General features: G+C 67.3%; 5 protein-coding genes and 1 pseudogene. 4 read left to right on the forward strand and 2 right to left on the reverse strand.

What is annotated here, in order from left to right; genetic code table 11:
- The 4 genes and pseudogenes from AX721_RS27970 to AX721_RS28805 all read left to right on the forward strand — a co-directional run.
- Nucleotides 1-200, forward strand: a 200-nt coding sequence (locus AX721_RS27970; protein ID WP_197422586.1) for a hypothetical protein, incomplete at its 5' end; no start/stop codon positions are given.
- Between the two features lie 210 nt (nt 201-410).
- Nucleotides 411-626, forward strand: a pseudogene (locus AX721_RS28800) (hypothetical protein); the annotation flags it as partial.
- Between the two features lie 94 nt (nt 627-720).
- Nucleotides 721-1,272, forward strand: coding sequence for a Fic family protein (locus AX721_RS28350; protein ID WP_197424659.1), 552 nt, complete (start codon nt 721-723; stop codon nt 1,270-1,272).
- On the forward strand, nt 1,263-1,355 hold the full coding sequence (locus tag AX721_RS28805) for a hypothetical protein (protein ID WP_363080452.1): 93 nt from the start codon (nt 1,263-1,265) through the stop codon (nt 1,353-1,355). Before AX721_RS28350 ends, AX721_RS28805 begins: the two co-directional genes overlap by 10 nt.
- Before the next feature lie 216 nt (nt 1,356-1,571).
- Here AX721_RS28805 and AX721_RS14695 read toward each other — a convergent pair whose 3' ends face one another.
- Both AX721_RS14695 and AX721_RS14700 read right to left on the reverse strand, forming a co-directional pair.
- Nucleotides 1,572-2,813 carry a DUF3363 domain-containing protein gene (locus AX721_RS14695; RefSeq protein WP_068876737.1) on the reverse strand — a complete coding sequence of 414 codons (1,242 nt, stop codon included), beginning with the start codon at nt 2,811-2,813 and terminating at the stop codon, nt 1,572-1,574.
- A 339-nt stretch (nt 2,814-3,152) separates the two neighbouring features.
- Nucleotides 3,153-4,085, reverse strand: coding sequence for a DUF2493 domain-containing protein (locus AX721_RS14700; protein WP_068876738.1), 933 nt, complete (start codon nt 4,083-4,085; stop codon nt 3,153-3,155).
- Between the last annotated feature and the right edge of the window lie 277 nt (nt 4,086-4,362).

The following is a 4,362-nucleotide window of genomic DNA, read 5'->3' on the forward strand; positions in this document are numbered from 1 at the left end:
AGCGGCTCTACAGCAATCTCGTCAGGGCCGTTCTTGATCTTGCCGCGGACTGTCCCGAGAGCCGCCACGTCGTCGCGCTCGCCATCATCGTCGACGCTTTCCACGACGACATTCTGCGCCCGCTCGAATGTGGGCGCCGGGCGGGACGGCCGACCCTGGTCGAGACCGACCATGTAACGGGTGACCGCAAGCTCCACTGACGGCGGGTCTGCGGCATGCGTCTGCGGAGTCCTCGGCGAACCGAGGCGGTCTCCCGGCTCTCGGCGCGGGAAGTCTACCGGCAATGTGCTTAGGTCGGCGGCTTTTCCAGACATGTGAGACGCACATTGCATAGGAAGCGGCGACTCTTGACGCGTCCAGCCGGCATGTAAGGAACTTCGACGAGGTCTATACACGTCCTCCGATCATGTATGGAAAATCGCCAAATCCTATGCAGATCGGTTCCGAATGGCCTTGGTCGCCAGCCACGTCCCACCGCTCCTGCCACTGTCCGTGGACCTGGAGACCAAGCGGGTCCTCAAGAAGCTCGCCACTGCACACCGCGCCTTGGCGGAGCTGAAGGGCGCGGCCGGATCAACACGCTCTCGCTGCAGGAGGCGAAGGACAGCTCGGCGATCGAGAACATCATCACGACCCACGACGACCTCTATCGCAGTGACGACATGGCCAACCCGGTTCACGAGCGTCGCGGCGAAGGAGGTCTACGCCTGCGCGCGCGCGATGAGGGAAGGCTTCGACACGGTCCGCGCGACGGGGCTGATCACCATCAACGACATCCTGGCCATGCAGGCGACCCTGGAGCGCAATCAGGCAGGCTTTCGCCGCCTCCCCGGCACCGCCCTGAAGAACGACAAGACCGGGGAAGTGGTCTTTACGCCGCCCCAGAGCTACGAAGAGATCGCGCCGCTGATGGCGAACCTCGAGCGCTTCATCAACGGCGAGGACACGCTCGACCTCGATCCTCTCGTGAAGATGGCCGTGATCCATCACCAGTTCGAGACCATCCATCCCTTCTACGACGGGAATGGCCGGACCGGACGGATCCTGAACATCCTATCTGGTGAAGGAGGACCTGCTGGGCACGCCGGTGCTCTACCTCTCGCGCTACATCAACCAGCACAAGGCCGACTACTATCGCCTGTTGCAGGCGGTCCGTCCCGATGGCGTCTGGGAAGAATGGCTCATCTACATGCTGGACGGGGTCGGGCAGATGGCCGGCCAGACGACGCGGCTCGACACGCTACCTCGACGAACTTACGCGGATCGGCCTGATGCGAAAGCACAAGATCGGCCGCGAGAGCTACTACATGAACCGGGCGCTGCTGGACCTCCTGGGGAATATCCAAGCCGTCTAAGCCCAGAGCCCGACCCAAGGCTCACATTTCGACGGGTCTATTCCGCGCGCCTCTCGCGAGCACGGAAGCGAACGACAAGCGCTTGCGGCTGAGATGGACTTGACCTTGATCTGCGCACCCTGAGGCGTCGGCATAGCTCGACACGCAACCTCTGAGGGCAGCCAACTTCGCGCGAAGCCTCCACCGACGACAGTGCATATGGCAGGCGGTTGGGACTTAGCGCTCGAGACCGGTGGATCGAACCGACGTCCCGATCTGGGCGCCCCTCGGCCCCGCGGCCAGGTCGATCGTCTTGCCGAGCTCCGGGAGCTGCTGCGCGAACGCGAGACGCGCGTAGTGCTCGACCCCGTCCCGGTCGCGCACGATGACCCACGCCGCCCCGCCCAGCTCATCGTGCGCGCCACGGCCGACAACCCGGCCGCGCACCCGCCCAGCGCCAAGTTCCCGGACGGTGCGGCCCGTCTCGAGACGCCGTTGGTGGAGCGTGCGGATGATGTCCTGGCGCAGCTGAAGGCCGCGCAGGCGCGGCTCCATCTCGTCATGCAGTCGATACCGCTGCCCGACCCGCGTCGCGAGGCCCAACGCCTCCAGTTTGCGGAGCCGGCCGCGCGTCAGGGCCGCCCAGGCATCGCTTCCGCCGACACCGTCATCGACCATCCGCTGCGCGTCGGCGGCCTGCTCCAGTCGGCGGTCGAAACCAGTAAAGCGATCGGCTTGGGTCTCGCGCCAGATGCGGCGCTCCGCTTCGGCCCGGGACAGATCGCCCAGCCGCTCGTGGGCGATTTCCTGGGCCCGAGCCCGGAAGCCGTAGCCCATGTAGTCCCGGGGAATTACGAGGTCGCGGCCATTGGCCTTGCGGCCCCGCACGACGACGTGGGCATGCGGCTGGTCGGTGTCGAAGTGGCAGGTCCCCACCCAGGCCAAGTCCGGCTGGCCGAGATCCGCGCTCACCCGGCGCATGACCTCGCGCGTGTAGTCGCGAAGGTCGGCGATCCGGTCGCCGTGCTCCGGCGAAATGATGAAACGGAAGTGGTGGCGGTCGGCGCCCCAGCCGTCCGTGATCTGCGCAGCGTCGACGCCGTCCTCGGCGCGGTCGAAGAACTCCGGACGCTCCCCGTCGGCCCCGGCGCCGGCGCGGCCGAGATAGGCCAGGTGCTTGCTCAAGGCCTCGCCGCGCAGGGCGCCCTGTCTGGTGTGCCGGGAGACCAGACCCTTGACGATGACGCGCTGGCGCACATCCAGACGGAAGGCACGGCCTGACCGTTTCTGAGCCGTCCTGAGCACGCCGGCGCGGTCGCCGAGCGCGAAGAGGCGCGACGCGGCGAGACGCTTCATCATGCCGAGCCGGACGCCGTTGCGATCCGCCTTCAGGGTCCGCGGCAGGCGTGCGATCCGGCCGCGATGCTCACAACCGTCATGCGTCTCGAGACGCGCCTGCATCGCCTGACGGACCGTCATCGGAAGACCTCGACCTTCATTCTGAGGCCGCGCGTCACCGCAAGTCGTCCGGTCGCGTTGCCGCGCTGCTAACCATCTGAACAAATACCGGAAAGAAGAACGCCAAAATACCCTTTTATCTTGCCCTCCCGACCAAAAACGCCCGCCACATCAACAACGATCAATAGCAAACAACCTGAGACAATCAGTATCCGCAACCCCGACTCCTGGCTGATGTACGCCGAGTTGGGTCGGTACTGTCGTCTGGCCTTCGGTCCCGATCCCCCTCAACCCGACGACCAAACGAAGAAAAGCCCGCCCGGCCGAAGCCAAGCGGGCAAGGGAGAAGAGAGGTTGGGTCTAGGCCGCCTTGGCCAGGATCGCCACGTGCCGGACGCCGCGCGCCGTGGCCTGCTGCGCCAGATTCAGCGCGGGTCCGAACGGATGCGAGCGTTCCGCCCGGCCGAGCTCCAGCGACTGCGCCAGGGTCAGGCAGCAGGTTGGCTCCAGGGCCAGCAGGTCATCGTTGGCTCGGAACGGCGCCGCCTTCCCGTGCCGATCGAAGTCCGCCCGCGCGAGCACGAGCGTCACCGACTTCTGCTGCGCCCAGCGTATGGCGATCCGCTCCGCGCCCTTGGCTCCGGTCGTGGCCAGCGCCATGTCCGGCCACTCCGACTTCGCCCAGTTCAGGGCGTCGAAGATCCGCTGCGCATCCTCCGCGCTGTCGGCGAACGGCGCCGCCCGGAAGGCGACCACGGGCCCACCCGGGTCCGCCTCGCCCCGACGCCGGCGCTCCACGGCCCGGATCGCCGCCTTAGCCTCCAGCTGCGCCGCGGTCATCCGCGTGCCGCGCCGGCTGCCGCGCCACGCCGTCCAGACCTCGCCGGTCTGGGTCGTGTAGACCTCGGCTGCGGCATCGCGGACCAGCTCGGCCGCCGCCTGCGCCACGTCCGCTGCGCGCGTCACCCGCGTCGCCTCCTGCAGCTCGGTGTCGGCCAGCTCGGAACCGTCGAAGTCCCGCTCCAGCAGCCGCATCCGGTCTCGCGCCCGGTCCCCGTCGCGTTCGATCCGGCCGGCCGCCGAATGGAAGGCGCCGATCAGGCTCTCGCACAGGATGGTCTGCATATCTTCCAGGGCCGTGTCGCCGATGAGGTCGATGAGTTCGGTCATCAGCACATGGCCGAGCTGAACCAGCGCGTCCTCCGTCGGATGCGGACGGACGTCTTCCAGGGCCGCGGCCTGGACATCGAAACGGGTGTCGGACGCCGAGAAGGCATGAAGGGAGAAGGTCATGACGATGACTCCAAGATGAGGTGAAGGATCGCCGTCGCGCCTTGCGCAACGACCTTTTCCCCCGCCACGTCGGGCCCCGGGGAGTCACCGGAGCGGAGCCCTGAGGGCGGAGCGGAGGGGAACGGCCGCAGGCCGTTGACGCCCTGGGTGACGTGATACGGTTGGAGGTCGTTGTGTGGTGTGCCCCCTCAGTAGCCGAGCTTGCGAAGGCGGGCCCGCCATGCGTGAGGGATCGTTCGTTAACAGCGGCCCCCGCCGTCAAGGGCCTCGCACCCGG

It is taken from the genome of Phenylobacterium sp. CCH9-H3 (assembly GCF_001557235.1).
Classification (GTDB): domain Bacteria; phylum Pseudomonadota; class Alphaproteobacteria; order Caulobacterales; family Caulobacteraceae; genus Phenylobacterium.